This window comes from Acidovorax carolinensis (assembly GCF_002157145.1).
Classification (GTDB): Bacteria; Pseudomonadota; Gammaproteobacteria; order Burkholderiales; family Burkholderiaceae_C; genus Acidovorax; species Acidovorax carolinensis.
Genome location: NZ_CP021361.1, coordinates 3664716 through 3687101, shown reverse-complemented (window position 1 = coordinate 3687101; position 22386 = coordinate 3664716). Strand labels below are relative to the sequence as shown.

General features: G+C 66.2%; 15 protein-coding genes and 3 pseudogenes. 5 read left to right on the top strand and 13 right to left on the bottom strand.

What is annotated here, in order from left to right; translation table 11 throughout:
* Positions 1–22: 22 nt before the first annotated feature.
* The 4 genes from CBP34_RS17315 to CBP34_RS17300 form a co-directional block, all read right to left on the bottom strand.
* Positions 23–409 carry a hypothetical protein gene (locus CBP34_RS17315; RefSeq protein ID WP_024813899.1) on the bottom strand — a complete coding sequence of 129 codons (387 nt, stop codon included), beginning with the start codon at positions 407–409 and terminating at the stop codon, positions 23–25.
* Positions 410–799: 390 nt separating this feature from the next.
* Complete coding sequence (locus tag CBP34_RS17310) at positions 800–2017, bottom strand: phospholipase A (RefSeq protein WP_094098760.1); 1218 nt, start codon at positions 2015–2017, stop codon at positions 800–802.
* Positions 2014–2367, bottom strand: coding sequence for a hypothetical protein (locus tag CBP34_RS17305; RefSeq protein ID WP_236748451.1), 354 nt, complete (start codon positions 2365–2367; stop codon positions 2014–2016). The genes CBP34_RS17310 and CBP34_RS17305 overlap by 4 nt, the downstream gene beginning before the upstream one ends.
* Positions 2368–2510: 143 nt before the next feature.
* Positions 2511–4592, bottom strand: coding sequence for an ATP-dependent helicase (locus CBP34_RS17300; RefSeq protein ID WP_094098758.1), 2082 nt, complete (start codon positions 4590–4592; stop codon positions 2511–2513).
* A 149-nt stretch (positions 4593–4741) separates the two neighbouring features.
* Here CBP34_RS17300 and CBP34_RS17295 point away from each other — a divergent pair, with 149 nt between their 5' ends.
* Positions 4742–5695 carry an AEC family transporter gene (locus tag CBP34_RS17295; RefSeq protein ID WP_094099248.1) on the top strand — a complete coding sequence of 318 codons (954 nt, stop codon included), beginning with the start codon at positions 4742–4744 and terminating at the stop codon, positions 5693–5695.
* 77 nt (positions 5696–5772) lie between these two features.
* On the opposite strand, the gene CBP34_RS17290 is transcribed toward CBP34_RS17295, so the two are convergent.
* Positions 5773–6954: a glycosyltransferase family 4 protein gene (locus tag CBP34_RS17290; RefSeq protein WP_094098757.1), complete on the bottom strand. Its 1182-nt coding sequence runs from the start codon at positions 6952–6954 to the stop codon at positions 5773–5775.
* Positions 6955–7030: 76 nt separating this feature from the next.
* Complete coding sequence (locus CBP34_RS17285; RefSeq protein ID WP_094098756.1) at positions 7031–8224, bottom strand: glycosyltransferase; 1194 nt, start codon at positions 8222–8224, stop codon at positions 7031–7033.
* 769 nt (positions 8225–8993) lie between these two features.
* Here CBP34_RS17285 and CBP34_RS17280 point away from each other — a divergent pair.
* On the top strand, positions 8994–9605 hold the full coding sequence (locus CBP34_RS17280; RefSeq protein ID WP_157896509.1) for a DVUA0089 family protein: 612 nt from the start codon (positions 8994–8996) through the stop codon (positions 9603–9605).
* A 122-nt stretch (positions 9606–9727) separates the two neighbouring features.
* Here the strand turns inward: CBP34_RS17280 and priA are convergent.
* A pseudogene (gene priA, locus CBP34_RS17275) lies at positions 9728–11862 on the bottom strand (replication restart helicase PriA).
* Between the two features lie 400 nt (positions 11863–12262).
* Here priA and CBP34_RS19535 point away from each other — a divergent pair.
* The gene (locus CBP34_RS19535; RefSeq protein ID WP_157896508.1) at positions 12263–12412 is read left to right on the top strand and encodes a hypothetical protein; all 150 of its coding nucleotides are present in this window, start codon (positions 12263–12265) and stop codon (positions 12410–12412) included.
* A 122-nt stretch (positions 12413–12534) separates the two neighbouring features.
* Here the strand turns inward: CBP34_RS19535 and hemE are convergent, their stop codons facing one another.
* The 3 genes and pseudogenes from hemE to CBP34_RS17260 form a co-directional block, all read right to left on the bottom strand.
* Positions 12535–13653, bottom strand: coding sequence for a uroporphyrinogen decarboxylase (hemE, locus tag CBP34_RS17270; protein ID WP_086928230.1), 1119 nt, complete (start codon positions 13651–13653; stop codon positions 12535–12537).
* Between the two features lie 44 nt (positions 13654–13697).
* Positions 13698–15277 (bottom strand): annotated as a pseudogene (locus tag CBP34_RS17265) (MFS transporter).
* Positions 15278–15507: 230 nt separating this feature from the next.
* Positions 15508–16413, bottom strand: coding sequence for a LysR family transcriptional regulator (locus tag CBP34_RS17260; protein WP_094098754.1), 906 nt, complete (start codon positions 16411–16413; stop codon positions 15508–15510).
* A gap of 154 nt (positions 16414–16567) precedes the next feature.
* Here CBP34_RS17260 and CBP34_RS17255 point away from each other — a divergent pair, with 154 nt between their 5' ends.
* Complete coding sequence (locus CBP34_RS17255; protein WP_086928227.1) at positions 16568–17539, top strand: TerC family protein; 972 nt, start codon at positions 16568–16570, stop codon at positions 17537–17539.
* A gap of 12 nt (positions 17540–17551) precedes the next feature.
* Positions 17552–18133, top strand: a complete 582-nt coding sequence (locus CBP34_RS17250; protein WP_261340891.1) for a DUF2062 domain-containing protein — start codon at positions 17552–17554, stop codon at positions 18131–18133.
* 12 nt (positions 18134–18145) lie between these two features.
* On the opposite strand, the gene CBP34_RS17245 is transcribed toward CBP34_RS17250, so the two are convergent.
* The 3 genes and pseudogenes from CBP34_RS17245 to CBP34_RS17235 form a co-directional block, all read right to left on the bottom strand.
* Positions 18146–19468 carry an O-acetylhomoserine aminocarboxypropyltransferase/cysteine synthase family protein gene (locus CBP34_RS17245; RefSeq protein WP_094098753.1) on the bottom strand — a complete coding sequence of 441 codons (1323 nt, stop codon included), beginning with the start codon at positions 19466–19468 and terminating at the stop codon, positions 18146–18148.
* A 54-nt stretch (positions 19469–19522) separates the two neighbouring features.
* Positions 19523–20038: a CoA-binding protein gene (locus tag CBP34_RS17240; protein ID WP_094098752.1), complete on the bottom strand. Its 516-nt coding sequence runs from the start codon at positions 20036–20038 to the stop codon at positions 19523–19525.
* Between the two features lie 67 nt (positions 20039–20105).
* Positions 20106–22273 (bottom strand): annotated as a pseudogene (locus tag CBP34_RS17235) (protein-disulfide reductase DsbD family protein).
* Between the last annotated feature and the right edge of the window lie 113 nt (positions 22274–22386).

The following is a 22386-nucleotide window of genomic DNA, read 5'->3' as shown; positions in this document are numbered from 1 at the left end:
GAGAGTAAAGGCTTGGGCGGCTTCAGGCGGCCTTGCGAAACGGTTCCGCCGTGCGCTGCAGCTTGCCGTGCGGCAGGCTGGCAAGGCGCTTGAACATGCGCCGCACATAGCCGTTCACCCACAGGCATTTGTTGAGCTCGTCCACCGGCAGCGGGCCCGACACCACCACGATGTCGTTGGCCACATCTTGGGCGCCCGCTGCGCGCAGGCGCCGCCGCGTGTTGTTGGCCCACGACTGGATGCGCGTGGGGCTGCCGTGCTGGTGCACCTCGCCTGTGTGCACATCGAATGCAATCGCCACCGTGTCGGTTTTCAGCTTGAACCGGCGCTCGCCCGTGACAGCGCTGGGGGTGTCACGCATGTCGTACAGGTAGTAGCTGCCTGCCTTGAGCTGGTATTGCATGTCCATGGGAGTTCCTCTTTAGCGGCATTGTCGAGGGCGCACGGCGCAGGCAAAGGCGGGTAAAGGGCGGGAAAACAGCTCTTTTCGGGAGCCTTCCGCAGGGGCCATGCCGGCGTCTGTGCGCGTGCCATTGTGGCGGCGCGTCGGCAGGAGTGCGCAAAACCTGAGGACGATGTCGTAACGAGTTGTGAGTGAGTTTGGGGCCTTGTGCGCTGATGGCCTTTGCTCCGGACTCTCCACAGCGCGCAAGGGGCAGCGGCGCACGATACTGGCGCGCCCCAGGCGCGGGACGCCGAGCAAGGGCCGCCCCGCAGCGAGGGCGTCGTCCCCCTTCCCGGATTGCGCAGCAATTCGAGAGAAGGGGGAAGGCGCGCAAGCGCCTCAGGGGGATGTACGCTAAAAATCCACCAGGCTCAACCCCAGGCTGAACACGGTGCGCTTGTGGTTGTAGTCGATCATGCTGTCGCCGTAGCCGCTGAACAGCTGGGTGTGCAGGCGCAGGTTGCTTTTGCCGCCGCCCAGGCCGGTGCCCAGGGTTTGCAGCCATTCCAGCCGGGCCGAGCCGCGCCCGGTGCTGGACAGCGAGTGGCGCACCGTGGCGCCCAGGGTGTTGTCCTTGTCCATGTTCCAGAACACCTGCACCTCGCCGCGGCCGATGTAGTCACTGATGCGGGGGTTGTCGTCGTTGGTGCTGTTTTCGGACAGACGCTTCCAGACGCGTGCACGCACGTTCCAGCGGTTGTCCAGCTCCATGCCAGTCATGAGATAGACGCGGTTCCAGCTGCGCGACAAGGGGTTGCTCTGGCCGTTGGACTGGTGCACCAGCCCGGCGCCGCTGTAGCGCCAGCGCCATCCAAAGGGCAGTTGCGCATCGGTGGGATACACGTAAATCACCTCGGGCTCGTGATCCGTGGTGCGGAAGGGGCGCGATATATTGGAGCTGAACAGCTGCCAGTGCGACTGCTGCGTGTAGCCAAACCACAGCGAATCCTTGAGTGTGGGGTGGCCCCGGGTAAGCATGCCCTGGGCGATTTTCGTGCGCACCGACAGCTGGATGCGGTTCTCGGTGCGCCGGTAGGGCGTGGCTTCGGTGGCGGTTCGCCCCTCGGCGTCCGAGCTGGGCTGGCGGTTCACGCTGCTCGATGCGACCACCGACACGGTGATGGGCCGGTAGCCGCGAAAGCTGAACGTGCCGCAGTCACTGCCCGATTCCAGCTCCCAAAAGCGCGAGATGTCGCTGTACTGCGTGTCCCGGCAACCTGCGGTGCTCGACACATCGATGATGCGGGTGGCCGGCAGCCGGGTGTCCACCGGCAGCGCAACCGCCGAGGCGTCGGCGCCCTGCTGGACGGCTGCACCCGCTGCGCCCGCTGCACCTGCTTTGGCCGAAGCCCCGGGCGCCTGCCAGGCCTGCTGGCCAGCCCACTGGTCGAAACAGGCCAGGCGTGCCTGGTTGTCGTCGCCCAGGGCTGCGCACCGGCGCCATGCGGTGTCGGCGCTGGTGGGCGCCGAGGTGGTTGTTGCGTTGCCGGCGGCCGGCGTCTGCTGGGCCAGGGCGGCGCCGGCCGGTGCCAGCAGCGCCAGCGCCAGGGCGGCGCCATGGCGCGCGCTCATTGCCAGCCCGCCTGCTTGCGCAGTATGAAAGGCAGGGTGGTGGTGGGGTGGGCGTTGGTCCATGTTCCGTGTATTTCCTTGCCACAACTTCCGTCGACCACCTGGCCTGTCCAGGTGGCGCTGATGTTGGTGCCGTTGATTGATTCTTCCAGGGTCAGCTCGCCTGCATCCACATCGCCGCTCAGTTGCGCACGGGTTTCGCCGCGCTGTAGGGTGCCGCGCACACTTTCGGCCAGCTCGGGATGGGGGCCCAGTTGCAGCACGGCCGTCGTGGCGGGTTGGGGCACCACACCGGGTGTGGCGGGCTGCAGCGTGGCGTGCCATCGGCCCTGCAGGTGCTGGTGCGTCATGTCGGCCGCCGCCGGGCAAGCTGCCGTGGATTTTGGGTCATTTTGGCCTATGACGCTTGTAGGACAAGCGCTGATAGCTATCAAAATAAAAGCAATCGTGGGCCGGATGGAGGGCTGAAGCATCGGTCTTTCAGGCGGTCGCTTCATGCCGTGGGGGCCGCATTGGCGGCGCTGGCGGCCTGGGCCTTGGCGGCAAATTCGGCGCGCAGAGCCTTGAGTTTTTCGCGCGGGTCTTCGCGCGTGGTGGCCTTGTCCAGGCCCATCTCGGCAATGAAGCGGCTGGGCCGCGCGGCCACCATTTCGCGACCCTTCTTGCGCTTTTTGGTCCAGCTCACGGCCAGCGTGCGCTGGGCGCGGGTGATGCCTACATACATGAGGCGGCGCTCTTCCTGCAGGCGCTGCAGGGTGTCGTCGGCCACCTTGAGCTGGCGGCCTTCGTCGTCGTCGAGCTTGAAGGGCAGCATGCCCTCGGTGACGCCCACCAAAATGACATGCGGCCATTCCAGCCCCTTGCTGGCGTGCAGCGTGGAGAGCGTGACCATGTCCTGCTCCTGCTCGCGCTCGCTGATGGTGGAGAGCAGCGCAATGGTCTGCGACACCTCCAGCAGGCTCTTGGTCTCCTTGGCCACCACGGCGCCTGCGGTGTCGTCGATCTGGCCGCCGGCGCGCTGGGCCATCCAGTCGCAAAACTCCAGCACGTTGGTCCAGCGGGCGGCGGCCACTTTTTCGCTGTCTTCACCGTCGTACAGGTGCTGCTCGTAGCCGATTTCCTTGAGCCAGTCGGCCAGAAAGGCGCGCGAAGCTTCGGCGCCATGCGTGTGGCGGGCGCGGTGCTCCAGGTCGTTGATGTAGCGGCCAAACTCGTGCAGGCCATCGAGCGCGCGTTTGGGCACGGCCGCGGGCAGCATGCCGTTGAACAGCGCGCCAAACATGCTTTGCTTGTGCTGCGTGGCAAACGCGCCTAAAGCGGCCAGCGTGGTGTGGCCGATGCCACGTTTGGGGCTGCCGATGGCGCGCAAAAATGCCGGGTCGTCGTCGTTGTTGATCCACAGGCGAAACCAGGCGCACAGGTCCTTGATTTCGGCGCGGTCGAAAAAGCTGGTGCCGCCCGACACCTTGTACGGAATGTTCGCCCTGCGCAGCGCCTTCTCGAACGGCTTGGCCTGGTGGTTGGCGCGGTACAGGATGGCGAAGTCCTTCCACGCAGGCGGCGGGTTGGCGGCAGCGCGCAGGCTCTGGATGCGGGCCACGGCGCGGTCGGCCTCGTGCTCTTCGGTATCGGCATCGACCACGCGCACCGGATCGCCCTCGCCCAGTTCGCTGAACAGCGTCTTGGGAAACAGCTTGGGGTTGGGCCCGATCACGTTGTTGGCCGCGCGCAGGATGGCGCTGGTGGAGCGGTAGTTCTGCTCCAGCTTGATGACCTTGAGCGCGGGGTAGTCCAGCGGCAGCTTCTTGAGGTTGTCGAGCGTGGCGCCGCGCCAGCCATAGATGGACTGGTCATCGTCGCCCACGGCGGTGAAGTGGCCGCGCTCGCCCACCAGCAGCTTGAGCAGTTCGTACTGGGTGGCATTGGTGTCCTGGTATTCATCGACCAGCACATGGGCCAGGGCCGCCTGCCATTTGGCGCGCACCTCGGGAAAGTCGCGCAGCAGCTTGAGCGGCATGCCGATGAGGTCGTCAAAATCCACGCTCTGGTAGGCCGCCAGGCGCTCTTCGTAGCGCGCCATCACCACGGCAATGCTGCGCTCATTGTCATCCGTCGCCTGGGCCAGCGCCTGCCCGGAGGTCAGGCCCATGTTCTTCCACTTGCTGATGGTCCACTGCCACTGGCGCGCCGTGGCCAGGTCGGTGGTGCCGCCGGCTGCGTCTTTCAAAATGCCGGCCACGTCATCGGCATCCATGATGCTGAACTGGGGTTTGAGGCCTAGCACCGCGCCGTCTTCGCGCACCATGCGCACGCCCAGGGCGTGGAAGGTGCACACCAGCACATCCTTGGCACGGCGCCCGATCAGGCCCTTGGCGCGCTCGCGCATTTCGGCGGCGGCCTTGTTGGTGAAGGTGATGGCGGCGATGCGCTTGGGCTCCATGCCGCGCTCGATCATGTGTGCGATCTTGTGCGTGATCACCCGCGTCTTGCCCGAGCCGGCACCGGCCAGCACCAGGCAGGCACCGTCGGTGTAATGGACAGCCTGGAGCTGGGCGAGGTTGAGACCGGCGGACATGGGGAGGAGGGAGCGAGAGCGCGAAGCGGGGGACGACAGAGCGCGCAATGATACAGAGCCGGGTCGAGCGGCTGCGCCCATCGCAGGCGTAAAAAATTTCACATGGCGAAGCGGCGCCCGCGCAGCCCCGGCCTGCGAGAATGCCCGCCGTGCTGTCTGTTCTGGTTGTTACCTTTCCTTTCTTCGCGCTCGTGCTCTGCGGCTACCTGGCCGCGCGCAGCGGCGTGTTGCCGCAACCGGCCATTCCGGGCCTGAACGCTTTCGTGCTGTACTTTGCGCTGCCCTGCATGCTGTACCGCTTTGGCGCCAGCACCCCCATCGGGCAGCTGCTCGACCCGGCCGTGGCCGGCGTGTACCTGCTGTGCGCACTGGTCATGGTGGGCGGCACGGTGGCCCTCACACGCAATGCGCGCATCGGCTGGAACGACGCCGCCTTTGGCGCGCTGGTGGCCGCCTTTCCCAACACCGGCTTCATGGGTGTGCCGCTGTTGGTGGCGTTGCTGGGTGCGCAGAGCGCGGGGCCAGTCATCCTCACCATCGTGCTGGATATGGTGATCACCACGTCGCTGTGCATTGCCCTGTCGCGCCTGGACGGCGCTGGCACGCATGGCGTGGCGGTGGCGCTGAAGAGTGCCTTGCGGGGCATGGCCACCAACCCCATGCCCTGGTCGATTGCGCTGGGGGCGCTGGCCTCGGCACTGCAGTTCACCCTGCCCGGCCCGGCCGACAAGACCGTGGGCATGCTGGCCGACGCCGCCTCGCCCGTGGCGCTGTTCACCATCGGTGCCGTGCTGGCGCGCTCGCAGATGAACCAGCACGAACGCGTGCTGGTGCGCGACTACGTGCCCATTGCCCTGGCCAAACTGCTGTTGCACCCGCTGCTGGTGTGGGCCGTGGGTACGGCAGCCATCGCCGTGGGTGTGCCGCTTGCGCCATTTGCGCTCACGGTGCTGGTGCTGCTGGCCGCCCTGCCCAGCGCCAGCAATGTGTCGCTGCTGGCCGAGCGCTTCGGCGCCCACAACGGGCGCATCGCGCGCATCATTCTGGTGTCCACGGCGCTGGCGTTCTTGAGCTTTTCGGGGGCGGTGGCGCTGTTGACCTGAGTGCTATGGGGTGGATGGCGGGGGCGTGCGTCGTCAAACACGGGCGATTGCCAGTCCGGCTGCCCTATAAAAACTCACTACACGGATGCTGATTGCTGGCGCACGCGGCTGTAGATCCCTACTTTTTTCGCCGTGGTGTCGGACCAGCTGAATCGTTCGGCATAGGCGCGGGTGGTTGTGTGCAAAGGGTAGTTGCTGCGCAGGTGCGCCACCGCCTGGGCAATGCCGGCCGGCGTATTGCTGGGCATCAGCACACCGGCCTCTGGTGAGGTAATGACCTCGGGTGTTCCCCATATGTTGCTGGCGACCACGGGGGTGCCGCATGCCATCGACTCCAGGAGCACGTTGGCCCAGCCTTCCCGGCTCGAGGCCAAAACCAGGGCGTCGCACGCACCGTAGTACCGGCAAAGCTCTTTTTGCGACAGCACACCCAGAAACTTGACGCGGTTCTGAACACCGAGATCCATGGCCAGTTTTTTGAGTTTGTATTCGTCGGGGCCGCCGCCTGCGATGGCAAGGGTGACGTCGGGCATCAACTGAAGCGCAGCAATGGCGCGGTGATGCCCTTTGCGTGCCACCAGGTAACCCACCGACAGCAAGGTAAAGCCGCTGATTCCCAGCTCTGACCGCGTGACGAGCCTGTCGACTGGCTGGAACAATTCCAGATCGACACCGTTGCGCAGCGGCATGATGTCTTCGCGCGCCAAGCCAATCTTTTTCAGTTCAGTCTTCAGCGCTTCACAGACCGTCACGACGGCCGCAGCATTTTTTCCTGCCCAGAGGATCATTTTCCGCGGCAGGTAAAACTTGGGGATCAGGTTGATGTCGGTTCCGAGGGCGCTGATGACAACCGGCTTGTTGAAATAGCGCCCCAGCAGCGTTGCTGCGACCCCATCGGGGTAAAAGTAATGCGCATCGATGACGTCAAAATCGAAGCCTTCGTCCATCAGTCTGGCTATCGCGGGCCTGGACGCCAGGGCCATCAGAAACGGCGCAACATGCATGCCCATCTTGGGGGGCAGAAAGTACCGGGGGTGCAACACGCGCACGCCCATGCGCATTTCCTCTTTGGGCACTTTCGCAAAACCTGCATAGTCGCCGAACATCTTGTGCTTGAACGGAAACCACGGCACCGGGGCCACCACCACCGTTTCGATCGTGCCCGTCTCCATGACCTTCTTCAGCGCAGTTTCCGTGAAGATCCCGTGGTGCTGTTTGACGGCATTGGGGTAGAGGGTAGAGAACGTAAGTATTTTCATGGCGATAGAAAAATGGTGACGTTCGGACGCAAAGAGGGGGCGATACGGTTTGTGAATCAGCTTCTTTGCATGGGGGTCAATGCAAGCTGTCTTGAGGGGGTGCGGGCTGCTGCGCCCATGCGTCACGGGGGGCATGGGCGGGCGCGTTCAGGAAGAGGTCGCCATAGCGCTGGATCACCGTCTCAAGGCTGTATCGGCGCTGCACCGATGTGAGCGCTTCTTGCGCCTGGGCGTTCGGTTGGCCCGATTGGCTAAGCCGCTGCAGTTCGGTCGCCAGTGCGGTGACGTCGCCCGAGGGCACCAGGCTGCCGCACCGGCCCTGGTCCAGGACGTCCGCGTTTCCGCCCACGTCGGTGGCCACAATGGCCAGGCCCGTGGCCATGGCCTCCTGGAGGGCGCAAGACGTCGCTTCGGAAAGCGAAGGGAGGACGAAACAGTCGAAGGCTCTCAGGATGTCGGCAATGTCCGAACGCGCGCCCGGCAGCCAGGCGCGGTCGCTCAACCCTGCGTTGTGCAGGCGCTGCGCAATCTCGCGGTGCAATGGCCCGTCCCCGACCATGGCCAGCCTGAGGCGTTCCGAGCCGGGAGCGCCCGAATGCGCCAGCTGGACAAAGGCGTCCACCAGCAGCAAGGGGTTCTTGATATCCGCCTGGCGCCCCACCGTGCCAATGACCCAGTGCTGTTCGCGCTGGAACGGAAAGCCCACTGGCAAGGGATCGCCGCTGGTGCGCGGACGAAACACGCGTGTGTCCACGCCATTGGGGATCAGATGCACGCGCTCGGCTGCCGCTCCTAACTGCGCACACTGGCGCGCCTGGTCCACCGACACGGCTACATATTGGTTCACAAACGGGCGGTAGAGCCGTCTGAGCAGGCGGTAGCGCGCCGCTTTGCCATTGATTTCAAGCAAGTCCAGTCCGTGCTCTACATGCACACGCAGCGGAACCTGCGCAAGTGCCGCCACGGGCACGAACTCCAGCGCTGCCAGGTTGCAGCTGTGCAGCACGTCGGGCCGCAGGTGACGCAACAGTCGATAGACCGTGGGATACAGGGCATAGGGCTGCCCCGGCGGCTTGTTGAGCGCGATCAGTTCTACCGCCGTTCCGTCAAGACGGCGGGCAAACTCGGGGTCGATGTCACAGAGCGCTATGACGGTGTGCCGAAACGATGTGCGCGGCAAGTGCCGGATGAGTTGCACCACCACGTTTTCCATGCCACCGGTGGCAAGCCGATAGACAAGGTGGGTGACATGACAGGGTGGGACGTGCATTGTTGCACTCTATGACGGTCTGTGAAAAAAGGCCATCGGTAAATGGCTTGGGTTCGCGCAGTCGGGCTGCGCCGCCCGACTGCCGTGGAAAGCCATCCGCTGCGTGCGGATGCGGCGAAATGCCTCGAAAGGCCGGTGCCGGCCCAAAACGGACTTCCGGCCCGGTGATCCAAAGCTGCAATCTGACCACCAATCAGCGAGTTGGGAATGATTCGGCGTGGACGCAAGTCGCACACAGCCCAAGCCATAGCGACTGCAAAAGTAGAGTGCCAGGGTTGACGGAGTTTCGCTGGTAACTTCCGCGCAGGCCCGCTTGCGGTTGCCGTCATGGGCCCGATCCAGTCGACCCGCATGAACGGGCATGGCCCCACGCCTACCTCAAGGATGTGCTGACGCGGCTGCCACGCACAAGGCCGGCCGCGTGCAGGAACTGCTGCTGCCCCACCGCTGGCAGCCTGTCACCACCAGCACCTGATCAACAACCATGGCCGTCATCGGCGGTCAACATGGGGACTGCGCGCCCTTACCGATATGTCCAGCCCACAGCAGGTCCGTTCTTCCGGGCGCAGTGTCGGCCCGCTTTACACTCTCGGCCCTTCTGGATCGAGGTCGCACGCTGCAACATTTGTAAGTATTTGATTTGTAACGAATCTAGCAAAAAAATTCGTTTGTGGCGCGAAATGTGCTTATGAGGTCGCGGACCCAAGGCAATCGTGCTGAACGAACCAACGGGACTCCATTTACCCCTCCCGAAGAAACAGGAAGTCCCATGACCATCTTCTCCAAAATAGCGCTTGCCGCTGCCATCAGTGTTGCCGGGTTCTCCGCCCATGCCTTGCCTGTGGCGTCCATCGGCGCTGGCAGTGCCGCCACCGCGCAAGTTCTTGGAGCAAGCCTGTTTTCGACCAACTTTGTTTCTACCGTGACCAACTCGACCACGCAGCCCCATGTCGAGGTCACACGGCCGAACGGGTTGAGGACTGCGTATGACTTCTACACCTTTGGCACATCCGGTGGCCCCGTCACGATTGATTTCGACAGAGTCAACAATGACAACACGGACATGGAAGTTGGCCTGTGGAACGCTGCGGGCATTTTGTTGGCGGCGAACGACGACGACAACTACGACTCTGGTGGTTCTGTTTTGGATGCCGCCATTGTCAACTTCAATGTGGCTGCGGGTAACTACTTCATCGGGGTATGCCGTTTCAGTTGCAGCTTTGGGAACGCTTTTGCCGTGAGCGGCGGCGCGCTTGGCGCCAGCGCCACCTATGTGATGAATGTGTCGGCGAACCAGGTGCCAGAACCAGGCACGATGGCCTTGATGGGCCTGGCGCTGGTCGGTCTGGGCGTGGCGTCGCGCCGCTCGAATGTGCGCTGAGCAACGATAGGGTCAGAGCGCAATCTCCGGCGACTCTGCGGAGTGCTTCATTTCTGATAGCTTTAGGCGCTTGATTCGCAAGCGCTGGGGCCCTAAAACCCCTCAAGCCACCTCAAGCGACCTCAAATCGCCAGCGGATCCACATCCACCAGCCAGCGAATCAAGCCCTTGTGCTCGGGCTGGCTGCGGGTGGTTTGCAGCACCGGCTGCCACGCGGCCAGAAAGCGCTGCAGTGCGGCGCGGCTGGGGCTTTCCATGAGCATCTGGGCGCGCTCCACATTGGCCACGCGCTGGATGGTGAGCGGCACGGGGGGAAACAGGGTTACCAGGTCAATCCCCGGCAGGCCGGCTGCATGGGCCGCGGCGGTGGCGGCACTCAGAAAACCCTGCGCCACCTCCTGCGTGCGCGCGTCGGCCCGCACCAGGGCCTGGTATGAGAAGGGTGGCATGGCGGCCTCTTCGCGCTCCTTGAGTTGCTGGGCGGCAAAAGCCTCGTAGTTGTGCGTGCGCAGGGCCTCGAACACGGCGTGCTGGGGGTGAAAGCTCTGCACCCACATCTCGCATTGCGTGCCCTGCGCGGCCATGTAGGCGGCGTCGCGGCCCGCGCGGCCGGCCGCCTGCATGAGCAGCGCAAACAGCCGCTCGGGCGCGCGAAAGTCGCTGCTGAACAGGGCGCCGTCGGGCTGCACGGCGGCCACCAGCGTAATGCGGCGAAAGTCATGGCCCTTGGCAATCATTTGCGTGCCCACCAGCACATCCACCTCGCCCGAGTGCACCTGTGCCAGTTGCTCCTCCAGCGCGCCCTTGGCCTTGGTGGTGTCGGCGTCGATGCGTGCGATGCGGGCGGGGTCGCCGTCGGGGCGCTGCACGTTGCGCAGCAGGGCGCCCAGTTGTTCTTCGAGCTGCTCGGTGCCCCGGCCCATGGGCTGGATGTCGGGGCTGCCGCAGCTGGGGCAGTGGTAGGGCACGCGCACCGCGAACCCGCAGTGGTGGCAGCGCAGCGTTCGGTCGGTCTTGTGGAAGACCTGGTGCGCGCTGCAGTGCGGGCAGTCGCTTTTCCAGCCGCAGTCCACGCAGTGCAGCACGGGGGCGTAGCCGCGGCGGTTCAGCAAAATCATGCTTTGCTCGCCGCGCGCCACGCGCTCGGTGATGGCCTGCAGCAGCGGGGCGCTGAACACGGTGCGCCGGGGCTGCTGGTTCATGTCTACCCGCCGCACGCGGGCCAGCGCGCCCGCGCCAATGCGGCTGGGCATGTGCAGCCGCAGGTAGCGGCCGCCTTCAGGGTCTTCGGGTGTGGGGGGCGGCTGGCGTGCCAGCTTTCCAGCGAGGGCGTGGCCGATCCCAGCAGCACCTTGGCGCCTTGCTCGCGCCCGCGCCAGATGGCCAGGTCGCGCGCCGAGTAGCGGGCGCCTTCCTGCTGCTTGTAGCTGGGGTCATGCTCCTCATCGACCACGATGAGTTGCAGCCCCGGCAGGCTGGCAAACACCGCCATGCGCGTTCCCAGCACGATGCGCGCGCTGCCGCAGTGGGCGGCCAGCCAGCTCTTGAGGCGCTGCGGGTTGGTCATGCCGCTGTGCAGCGACACCACGGCGCCGGGGCCAAAACGCGGGGCAAAGCGGCCCACAAAGCGCTCTTCGAGCTGGGGCGTGAGGTTGATCTCGGGCACCATCACCAGCGCCTGGGCCGGAAATCCATCGCCCTTGTCGGCCTCCAGGATCTCTTGCACGCAGCGCAGGTACACCTCGGTCTTGCCGCTGCCGGTGCTACCAAACAGCAGGAACGGGCCTTTTCCCGCAGCAATTCGGGCCCTGGCGCTTTCCTGCTCTGCGGTAAGCGCTATGTTTTGTATAGCGTTTGAGTTGTCGCCCACCGCCGTGGCCGGGCGGCGCAGGCGGCGCGCCAGCTGCTCGGGTTTCAGGTCGCGTAGTTGCGGGGGCAGGGCGGCCAGGGCGACTTCGCCGAGGGCGCGCTGGTAATAGCGTGCCGCAAACGCCACCAGGCGGCGCCAGGGCAGATCGAGCGGCGCCACGCCATCGAGCACCCCGGCAATGGCGCGCATCGTGGCGCCCTCGGGCAGCTCGCCCGTGGCCTCGTCGGCATCCCACACCACGCCCAGCACCTCGCGCGCGCCCAGTGGCACGCGCACCAGCGTGCCGGGCGCAAGCGGGCGCTCACTGGCGTAGCTCAGCAGGTCACCCACGCCGCTGTGCGAGGGGGTCTGCAGGGCCACATGGACGATGGAGGGGCGGGCGGACATTAGGGGCGCATCTTGAAGTGATGTGGGGTTGTGGCGGCTAAGTGCTTGATTTGGCTGGTGCCGGCAGGTAATTCCTGTTTTCTGTGGATAACTTTGTTGACATCCTGTCAGGATGCCCTGCCAGGCCGCATGAACACTGGGCTGCAACAGATTGCACGGAAAAAGGGCATGAACAAAAAAACCTTATAAATCAATCATCTGAAGGATTTCATGGGGAAATTTTGTGTTAGCACGGTCGTCCGGTTATTTGCTGCGCCGCACCACGATTTGTGTGCATAAGTCGTACAGCCAGGGTTCGTCAAGAGGGGAAAATGCCCCCAATTTATGCTAGCCACAGATGCTGTTCCTCAAAAATTTCTTCACTTTGGCCTGCAAGTGATTGATTTCATGGGAAATTTGCATGAAATCCAGAATTTCTGTGGATAACTTTGTTGATATCTCGGGATTTGGCTTGCAAGTCCTTGAAATGACGCGCTCCCGTTGGGTTGCTTACAAAAAAGGCATTGTGATTAATCCATTGAAAATCAACCACTTAGCGCTTTTTTATTGAAATGATGCAGATCATTGGAACGTTGTGCATGCGCCGCAGCGGGGCGACTGGCACTGCCCCATTTTGTGCATAACCGTGGTGGGGATGCCACCGCGTGGTGCATGGGCGGCGGCCCCGTTCGTTCAGCGCTGGCGCTGCGCGCGAGAGTAGCCGTGCACCGCCTCGACCAGTGCCGCCACATGCTCGGGCGGGGTGAACTGGCTGATGCCGTGGCCCAGGTTGAAGATGTGCGTGGGGCCGGGGGTGGTCTTGTCGGTGTGCGGCTGGCCAAAGCTGTCGAGCACCTTGTGCACCTGGGTGACGATCTGCGCGGGCGGGGCAAACAGCACGTTGGGGTCGATGTTGCCCTGCAGCGCCTTGCCGGGGCCGCCCACCTGGCCACCGACGATGGCGCGCGCCTTGCCCAGGTTGGCCGTCCAGTCCAGGCCTAGCACTTCGCAGTCGATGTCTTTCATGTCGTCGAGCCAGATGCCGCCGCCCTTGGTGAAGACGATGCGCGGCACGTCCTGGCCGTCGGTTCCGGTGCGCTTGAGTTGCGCCAGCACGCGCTTGGTGTAAGCCAGGCTGAACTCCTGGAAGGCGCCATCGGCCAGCACGCCGCCCCAGCTGTCAAAAATCATCACGGCCTGGGCGCCCGCGTCGATCTGGGCGTTGAGGTATTGCGCCACGCTGTCGGCATTGATGGCCAGGATGCGGTGCATCAGGTCGGGGCGGCTGTACATCAGGGTCTTGACCAGGCGATAGTCGTCACTGCCCTTGCCCTCGACCATGTAGCAGGCCAGGGTCCAGGGGCTGCCCGAAAAGCCGATCAGCGGCACGCGGCCATTGAGCGCCTTGCGGATGCTGGTGACGGCGTCGAACACGTAGCGCAGCTTGTCCATGTCGGGCACGGCGAGTTGTTCCACAGCGGCCTCGTCGCGCACCACCTTGGCAAAGCGCGGGCCCTCGCCTTCGGCAAAGGTCAGGCCCAGGCCCATGGCGTCGGGCACGGTGAGGATGTCGCTGAACAAAATGGCGGCGTCGAGCGGGAAGCGCTCCAGCGGCTGCAGCGTGACCTCGGTGGCGAAGTCCACATTGGTGGCCAGGCCCATGAAGCTGCCAGCCTGGGCGCGCGTGGCCTTGTATTCGGGCAAGTAGCGGCCCGCCTGGCGCATCAGCCACAGGGGGGTGTAATCGGTGGCTTGGCGGCGGCAGGCGCGCAGGAAGGTGTCGTTTTGCAGGGGGGCGAAGGTGGTGCTCATGCCCCTGATTGTCTCAGGGCCGGGCGCCACGGGCTTGCGCGCTGTCAGCGTTCGGCGATGTAGTGCGACATGCGCGCCGTCTCGCCGGGCGCCAGGAAGGCGCGCACCTCGGTCTCCAGCGCCTGGTCGGCCAGGGTGGCGCGGGCGCGCTGGTGCAGGTAGCCCGCCCAGGATTCGACGATGAAGCGCTCGACATAGCGGGAGGGCTCGCCCAGGTCTTTGTAGACGCGCCAGAAGGTGGCGCCGTCGCGCCGGCGCGGGGCCTTCATGCGGCTGATGGTGTCCAGAAACGCGGCGTCGGTGCCCGGCGCAATGCGGTAACCCACCTCCACGGCCACGGGGCCGGCCTCGGGCAGGGGCTCGGCTTCGATGAAAAGTTCGTCCCAGGGGGTGGCCTGGGTCACCTCGTGCAGGGCGCCCATGCGCAGCGGCATGGGCTTGGCCAGCAGCAGGCTGGCCACCATGCACGCAGCCGCCACGCACAGCGTGGGCGTGAGGCCGATCAGGTCGGACGAGGCGCCCCAGAACGCCGAGCCCATGGCAAATGCGCCCAGCGCCGCCACCATGTGCATGGCCACGGCGCGCGAGCGTACCCACTGCGGCGCGCTGGCCTGGGTGGCGGTGTTGAAGGTGGACATGGCCGACATCCACGCCGCGCCCGCCAGCAGCAGCCACAAATAGACGAACCAGGCCCGCTGCGTGAGCGCGGACACCAGCATGGCGGCGGCAAACACCCCGCCCGCGGTGCCCACAATGACCTCCAGCCCGAAGCGCGCGCGCAGCCGTCCCAGCACCAGGCCACCAGCACCGCGCCCGTGCCCAGGCAGCCCATCAGCAGGCCAAAGCCCTGCGCGCCCGTGCCCAGGCGCTGGGCAATCACCGGCAGCAACGCCCACAGGGCCGAGCCCGCTGCGCCAAAGGCGGTCACGCGCACCAGTTGCGCCAGGATCATGCGCGAATGCCAGGCAAACCGCAGCCCACTGAGCGTGCCGCCCCACAGGCGTTCGGCGGGCAGTTTGGATGGCGGGTGCGCTTTGGGCGGCCAGCGGCGAATGGACTCCCACATCACCAGCGTGGTAGCCACCGTGACGGCAAATACCCAGCCGGCCCCCAGCAGCGCAAACAGCAGCCCCGCCAGCGTGGGCCCCACGGCGCGCGCGGCGTTGTAGGCAATGCTGACGGCGGTGATGGCCTGCGGCCACTCGTCGCGCGGCACCGGGTCGATCACCGACGAATTCCAGGCGGGGGTGAGCATGGCCGTGCAGCAGCCGCACACAAAAACGAGGAAAAGTACCGAGGCCGGGCCGCTCCAGCCCCGCAGCGCCAGCAGCGCCAGCAGCGCGCAGGCACCAGTCTGGGCCAGCAGCGCACCCGAAATCAGGCGCCGGCGGTCGGTGGTGTCGGCCAGCACGCCGGCGGGCAGCGCGAGCAAAAACATCGGCATGAATACGGCCGTTTGCACCAGCGCCGCCAGAAACGACGAGCCCGTGAGCTCCACCATGAGCCAGGCCGCCGCCATGGTCTGCATGCCGTTGCCGACAAAGAACACGCCGCCGCAGATCCACAGGCCCCGGAACGCGGTCTGGCGCAGGGGGCTCCACAAAGAGGTTGAGGGCGACGACATGAGCGCTGGTTGGAAGGGGTCGATGAAGGTTCGGGTGGAGCCGGCAGTCGAGCGTGCTGCCGGTCATGCCGGCGACGTGCTGCGAGGATAGCCGCGATGCCCGGTTTGCGCTGCTTCGGGTGGATGTGCTTGCGAGTGGTGATGGACGGGATGGCCGGGGCGCGCGGGCGTGCGGTGGCATCACTGAAGGTGTTTTTGGCCGCTGGCGCTTGATGGATAAACGCTGGCAGCTATTGATTCAGTAGCGTGCCACTCTGCCCCGACGCCAGCAGCCGCGGCAGCAGTGGGTGCATCACCTTGCGCGCGCTGTAGATCAGGTGGAACTGCTCCTGCACATCGGGCGTGCTGCCCACCTGCACCAGGCCATGCGTTTGCGCCAGGTGTTCGCCCAGCGACACGGGCGCGGGCATCACGCCCATGCCGGTGGCGGCAAAGGTGCTCAAGAGGGCGCTGTCTTCAAACTCGCCGGCAATGCGCGGGCGGATGCGCTCGCGCTCCAGCCAGTGGTCGATGCGCGCGCGCATGGCGGCGTGGTCGGTGGGCAGCAGCACGGGAACCACGGCCAGGCTGTGCGGAAAGCCGTTGGCTGTCGCCTCGGCCCACAGCGGCGGGGCATACCAGGCGATGGCGCTGCTGCCCAGCAGCTGGCTGGTGGTGCGCAGGGTGGGGTTGGGCGGCGCCGCGCGGTCGGCCAGCACCGCGTCGAGCTTGTGCAGCGCCAGCTCGCCCAGCAGGGGCTGAAACTCGCCCTCGTGGCACAGCAGCCGCAGGTGGGGCTCGTCCAGCACGGGCTTGAGCAGCCGGTGCACGGCCAGCTTGGCAATGCCGTCGGAGATGCCCAGGTTCAGCCGCAGCGTGGGGCCGCTGGCGGCTTCGCGCACGCGCTGGGGCAGCAGCTCGCCCAGGGCAAAGATGTGGTCGGCCTCGTGCAGCGCGGCCACACCGGCGTCGGTCAGCACCAGGTTGCGGCCCTCGCTGCGCAGCAGGCTTACGCCCAGCGACTTTTCCAGCTCGCGCACCTGGGCGCTGATGGTCTGCACGGCCATGTCCAGCCGCTCGGCGGCGCGGGCAATGCCGCCTTCCTTGGCCACCACCCAGAAGTAGAAAAGATGGCGGTAGTTGAAGCTCTGGCTCATGGGAGTCTTTCGAGGGGGAAACCGGTTTGGTGCGTAAAAACCGAACCCATGCTACCAATATCACAGGTTTTTAAGGAGCCATGCCACCCCTACAGTGCAGGTCTTTGGCCGGGTGAAGTGCCCGGCAGGATGAATCCCCTTTTGGAGAAAAACCATGGAAACGATAGGCACCTGGTGGATGTGGGCGGGCTTTGCGGTCTTTGTGGTGGTGGCGATTGCCATCGACCTGCTGGTGATGGAGCGCCAGGGCGCGCACAGGGTCACGATGAAAGAGGCCGTGCGCTGGAGCCTGCTGTGGTTCTCACTGGCCTTTGTGTTTGTGGCCATTTTGTGGTGGTACCTCGATGGCAGCCAGGGCCGCGAGGTGGCCAACACGGTGTCGATGCAGTTCATCACCGGCTATCTGGTCGAAAAGAGCCTGTCGATCGACAACATCTTTGTCTTTTTGATGCTGTTCAGCTACTTTGCCGTGCCGCCGCAGTATCAAAAGCGCGCGCTCATCATCGGCATCATCGGCGCCATCGTGCTGCGCACCCTGCTGATTCTGGTGGGCGCCTGGCTGCTTGCCACCTTCCACTGGCTGCTGTATGTGTTTGGCGCGTTTCTGGTGTTTACCGGCGCGAAGATGTGGTTTGCCGCCGGGCAGGAACCCGACATCGCCACCAACCCGGTGCTCACGCTGCTGAAAAAGCGCATGCGCATCACCGACCGGTTTGACGGCGAAAAACTCAGCACCATGATCGGCGGCATCAAGCACTACACCCCGCTGTTCGTGGTGCTGGTGCTGATCGGCACCACCGACATCATCTTTGCGGTGGACAGCATTCCGGCGATTTTTGCCATCACCAGCGACCCGTTCATCGTGCTCACGGCCAACATCTTCGCCATCCTGGGCCTGCGCGCGCTGTACTTTTTGCTGGCCGACCTGGCCAACCGCTTCCACCTGCTGGCTTACGGCCTGGCGCTGGTGCTGGTGTTCATCGGCGGCAAGATGCTGCTGATTGACCTGGTGAAGATTCCGATCGGCTACGCGCTGCTGGTCACGGCCACGCTGATTGCCGGTTCCATCGTGCTGTCGCTGCGGGCGTCGAGCCAAGGCTCGCCTGCCCTGCCTCCCAAGGGCTGAGCTTTGGCCGCCATGCAGATGCTGTGCAGCTTGCGCCGCTGGTTGCGGGGGCTGGAGCCCCGCGTGCGGGGCCACATGGACTGGCCCTGGCTGCTGAGCCTGCAGCCCTGGCTGGAGCAGCGCGCGCTGTTCCGTTTTCAGCGCCAGCCCCTGGCCCGGGGCGTGGCAGCGGGGATGTTCTGCGGGCTCATTCCCGGCCCGCTGCAGTTGCCCGGCACCCTGCTGGCTTGCGCCTGGCTGCGGGGCAATGTGGTGGCGGGGGGCATGACCACGTTCTATACCAACCCCCTGACGATCGTGCCGCTGTATGCGCTGGCCTTTTACCTGGGCGCGCTGGTGATGCCGGGAGAGCAGGTCATGCCCGCCTGGGGCAGCGTGGCGCCCGGGGGCGACTTCACCCTGCAGGCCCTGGCCGCGTGGGTGCAGGCCCTGGGTGTGCCACTGCTGGTGGGGCTGCCCGGGCTGGGCGTACTGCTGGCGGCGCTGGGGTATGTGGTGGTGCACATCCTGTGGCTGGCGCCGGCCGTGCAGCGGGGGCGACGCTGGCAGCGCTGCCGCGTGGCAGCCCGGCGCATGCCGCCAGAGGAGCACTGACAGCCCAGGCTCCTATGCCGTGGCGCGCTCCAGCGCCTGGTCGATGTCCCAGAGGATGTCGTCCACGTCCTCGATGCCGACGCTCAGGCGCACCATGTCGGCGCTGACACCGGCGCGGGCGAGTTCGTCTTCGCTGAGCTGGCGGTGCGTGGTCGAGGCCGGGTGGATCACCAGCGTCTTGGCGTCGCCGATGTTGGCCAGGTGGCTCAAAAACTCGCAGGCGTCGATGAACTTCTCGCCTGCGGCAGCCCCGCCCTTGGCGCCGAAGGTCAGGATGCCCGAGGCGCCGGGGTGACCGTCCACCGCGCGGAACTGCTTGTGTGCCAGCGCGTGGTACGGCGAGCCACTCAAACCGGGGTAGTTGACCCACTGCACCTTCGGGTGGCCCTGCAGGAACTGCGCCACTTTCAGCGCGTTGCGGCAGTGCTCGCGCATGCGCAGGTGCAGCGTCTCGGCGCCCTGCAGCAGCTGCCAGGCGTTCATGGGCGAGAGCACGCCGCCAAAGGTGCGGTTGACCTCCATGCGCGCCTTCATGGTGTAGCCGAAGTCGCCAAAGGTCTCGTAGAACTTCACGCCGTGGTAGGCGCGGCTGGGCTCCACCATCTCGGGGAACTTGCCGTTGTCCCACGGGAACTTGCCGCCTTCCACCACCACGCCGCCCATGGTGGTGCCGTGGCCGCCGATGTATTTGGTGGCGCTGTGCACCACGATGTCGGCGCCAAAATCGAGCGGATTGCACAGGTAGGGGCTGGCCACCGTGTTGTCGATGACCAGCGGCACGCCGTGGGCGTGCGCCACCTCCGCAATCGCGGCGATGTCGAGCACGTTGACCAGCGGGTTGCCGATGGTTTCGCCGTACACGGCGCGGGTGTTGGGGCGCATGGCGCGGGCAAAGTTCTCGGGGTCGGCCGGGTCCACAAAGGTGGTCTCGATGCCCAGCCGGCTGAACCCCACGCCCAATTGCCCCACCGTGCCGCCATACAGCGTGTTGGCCGCCACGATGTGGTCGCCGGTTTTCAGAATGGCCAGCAGCGCCGCCATCTGCGCGGCCATGCCGCTGGCGCAGGCCAGGGCGGCGCGGCCGTTTTCGAGGCTGGCGATGCGCTCTTCCAGCACCGCCACCGTGGGGTTGCTGATGCGGCTGTAGACGTTGCCAAAGGTCTGCAGGTTGAACAGGCTGCTGGCGTGCTCGGCATCGTCAAACACAAAGCTGGTGGTCTGGTGGATGGGCGTGGCGCGCGCACCGGTCACGGGGTCGGGCTGGGCGCCCGCGTGGATGGCGCGGGTGCCAAAGCCGTAGGCGTGGTCGGCGCCGGAAGAAGGGGTGTGGGCCATGGTTATTTGCATGAAAAATGCCTCCAGCGCTTTTGCGAAAAGCGCTGGCAGCTATCAATAAGGGAGTTGCCGCAGCCGCTTGGCGGTGATCACGCCGGTGTTCACGCCCATCCAGCCCAGGCCGCCGAAGAGGCGCGCATGCTCAATTTTTACGCAGCGGTTCTGGATTACCTGCAGGCCCGCGTCCTCGGCGCGCCGGGCGGCGGCTTCATTGACCACGCCGAGCTGCAGCCACAGGCAGCTGGCGCCGATGGCGATGGCCTCCTCGGCCAGCGGCGCGATGTCTTCGCTCTTGCGAAAACAGTCCACCATGTCGATGCGCCCGCCCTGGCGGGCGATGGCCTGCTCGGCCTCGTGCAGGCTGGCAAAGCAGGGCTCGCCCAGAATGCTGCCGCCGCCCTGCGCCACCACCGGGTTCACCGGCACGATGCGGTAGCCGTGCGCCTGCATGTATTTGGCGGCAAAGAAACTGGGGCGGTGCCACTGCGGCGACAGGCCCACCACCGCAATGGTGCGGCAGCGGCCCAGCACGTCGCGCAGGGTGCTGATGGTGTCGGGGGTGCGGCTCATGCGGGGCAGTGTACGCAAGCGCGTCTGCCCCCGCCCGCCCCGCGCCGCAGGCCGGATGCGTTGGCGGCTACAGCGCCGCCAGCGCTTGCCGCACTTCGGCCACGCTGAGGATCTCGGTCAGCACCACCGGCGCCTTGCCGGGTGCATACAGCACATACACCGGCACGCCGCTGCGGCCGAGCTGGGTGAGGGCGGCGGTGATGGCGGGGTCGCGGCGCGTCCAGTCGGCGCGCAGCAGGGCCACCTTGCGGTCGGCAAAATCGGCCAGCACGCTGCGGTCGACCAGCGTGGTGCGCTTGTTGTACTGGCAGGTCACGCACCAGGCGGCGGTGAAATCCACAAACACCGGCTGGCCCGCGGCGATCAGCGCGGCCGCGCGGTCTGCGGACCAGAGCTGCCAGGCATGGGGGGCGCTGCCAGCGTCGGCGGCAACCTGGGCGGCGCTCTCCACCGGTTTGGTGACATTTTGGCCAATGGCGCTTATCAGCCAAGCGCTGCCAGCTATCAAAACAGAAGCAATCACCACCCGGGTGCGGCCGCGCAGCGTAAGCGACCACACCAGCGCGCTGCCGGCCACCAGCAGCGCCAGCAGCGCGCCCGCGCCGTCGATGCCGCTTTGCTGGCCCAGCACCCACACCAGCCAGACCACCGTGGCGAACATGGGAAACGCCATGGCGCGGCGGAAGGTGACCATCCACGGGCCGGGGCGGGGCAGCCAGCCCACCACGGCGGGCACCAGGCTGGCGGCAAGGTAGGGCAGGGCCATGCCCACGCCGAGCGCGGCAAATACGGCCAGCGCCTGCGCGGCGGGCATGCCCACGGCAAAGCCCAGCGATGCGCCCATGAACGGCGCGGTGCAGGGCGAGGCAATGGCCACTGCCAGCACGCCCGACAAAAACGCATCGCCTACCGGGTGGCGCGCCTGCAGCGTGGCCAGTCGCCCCGGCACGAACTGGCCAAACTCGAACAGGCCCGCCAGGTTGAGCCCGATCAGCGTGAACAGCCCGGCCAGCAGGGCCACCACGGCGGGCGACTGCAGCTGAAAACCCCAGCCCAACTGCTCGCCCGCCGCGCGCAGGCCCAGCAGCAGGCCGCCCAGCGCCAGAAACGACAGCACCACGCCTGCCGTGTAGGCCGCGCCGGCCAGGCGCTGCGCGCGCCGGTTGCTGCCGTGCTGCGCAAAGCCCAGCACCTTGATGGCCAGCACCGGAAACACGCAGGGCATGAGGTTGAGCAGCAGGCCGCCCAGCAGCCCGCCGACCAGCGCCGCCAGCAGCGTGCCCAGCGGAGCGCTGGCGGGGGCAGCAGGCGGCGCGGACTCGGCCTGGTTGGCCGCCAGCGCCGCCGCGAGGGCGGGCGACACGCTGGCGCGCGGGCGGCGGCCCAGGTGCCGCTCACGCTGGCCACGGTGCGCCAGGCGTGGGGGGCTTGCCGGTCGGCGGGGCGCTGGTCGAGCGCAAGCACCAGCGGCAGGCTGGCGGGGGTGTCGCCGCGCTGGGGCGACAGCGGCAGGTCGGCAGTCCAGACATCGCCGTTCCAGGCCTGCGTCCAGTCCTTGCCGGGCACGGCGGCGGGGATCAGCACTTCGGGCGTTTCGGCAAACAGGGCCAGCGGCTGGCCGCGTGCGGCAGCGGGCAGCCCGCGCACGGTCAGCTGCAGGCGCTCGCCTTGCACCCGCACCTGGCCGCCCCGGCCGTCGCCCACCAGCGCCAGCGGCTGGTCGGCCTGGCTCTGGGCAAAGGCGGTGGCGTGCAGCGCGGTGGAGCCACGCACCGGCAGTTGCAGTGCAAATTCGCCTTCTTCGGGAATGCACTCGACGCGGCACACCAGCCAGGTGGCGCGCAGGCGCACATCGAGCGTGCCGTTGCCCGCCAGCGGCGCCTGGAAGTCAGGGCCCACCTGCACTGGTACGGGCAGCAGCACCTGGCCTTCATAGCCATGGTTGGCCAGCGTGCCGATGCGGATGGTGTGGGGCACGGGCCAGGCGATTTCGCCGGCGGTCAGGCCGGCGGGAAGCGTCCAGGTCAGCTCGGTGGGCAGGCCCGAGTCGCCGGGGTTCTTCCAGTAGGTGTGCCACTCGGGCTGGTGGGTGATTTGCAGGCCCAGCCACAGCGGCTGGCCGGGGCCCACGCCTTCGGGGCCGTGCGCGATGAGTTCGGCGCGCACACGGGGCGTGGTGACCACGCTGCCGGTGCTGGCCCCCATTTTTGGGCTGAATTGGGCGCTGGCGCCCATCCATAAAGCGCTAGCAGCTATGAAAAGCAGAGCGAAAAAGAGGCGCGAGAGCAGACGATGAGGCATGGTTACAGGGTGTGAGCGCTGGCGCAGCGGTTGGTTCCGGTGCTCCG